The sequence below is a fragment of the Variovorax sp. PCZ-1 genome (assembly GCF_018413605.1).
In the GTDB taxonomy this organism is placed as follows: Bacteria; Pseudomonadota; Gammaproteobacteria; order Burkholderiales; family Burkholderiaceae_C; genus JANMDU01.
Window position 1 is genome coordinate 1 of sequence record NZ_JAHCDN010000021.1, and the last position, 684, is coordinate 684.

General features: G+C 51.8%; 1 protein-coding gene and 1 pseudogene. Both read left to right on the top strand.

Annotation, left to right across the window (positions count from 1 at the left end; translation table 11 throughout):
• Positions 1-449, top strand: a 449-nt coding sequence (locus KIH26_RS17200; protein ID WP_249661650.1) for a cupredoxin domain-containing protein, incomplete at its 5' end; no start/stop codon positions are given.
• A gap of 4 nt (positions 450-453) precedes the next feature.
• Positions 454-684: pseudogene (locus tag KIH26_RS17205) on the top strand (hypothetical protein); the annotation flags it as partial.

The following is a 684-nucleotide window of genomic DNA, read 5'->3' on the forward strand; positions in this document are numbered from 1 at the left end:
AGGATCATTCCAAAAAGGCAGGCCCCGTTAAGAAAGAGCAAAAACCATGGGGCATCGCTGGCGATGAAAAAGATATCAAGCGTACGGTTGCCGTGAGTATGGGCGACAACATGCGCTTTACCCCCGGTAACATTGAAGTCAAGCAAGGCGAGACCATCCGCTTCAATGTACGGAACGATGGAAAAATCATGCACGAATTCGTCATTGGCACAAAGAAAGACTTGGATGAGCATGCTGCACAGATGATCAAGTTCCCCACAATGGAGCACGATGAGCCTTACATGGCACACGTTGCTGCTGGAAAAACTGGCAGCATCGTCTGGAATTTCAATAGACCGGGTGACTTCGATTTTGCATGCCTGATTGCAGGCCACTATCAGGCCGGCATGGTGGGGAAGATCAAAGTTGTTGGAGCAAAAAGCGATGGTCACTCCGGTCACAAGCACTGAAATCATGCGCTCACGCAGAGGCGTTTTGGGAGCAGCGCTTGCGCTGCTTTCCAGCACATCCCTAATTGCCGCTTGTCAAGCTAAGGATGCTACGCCTGCCGAGGCAAGCAAAGCAAAAGGTGGCGCAGACCATGCGTCTCATGCGCCAGCGGCGATGTCCACGGTTGCCTTCATCGAAGTCTGGAAAACACCCAACTGCGGCTGCTGCAAGCTGTGGATCAAGATTCTGGAAAAA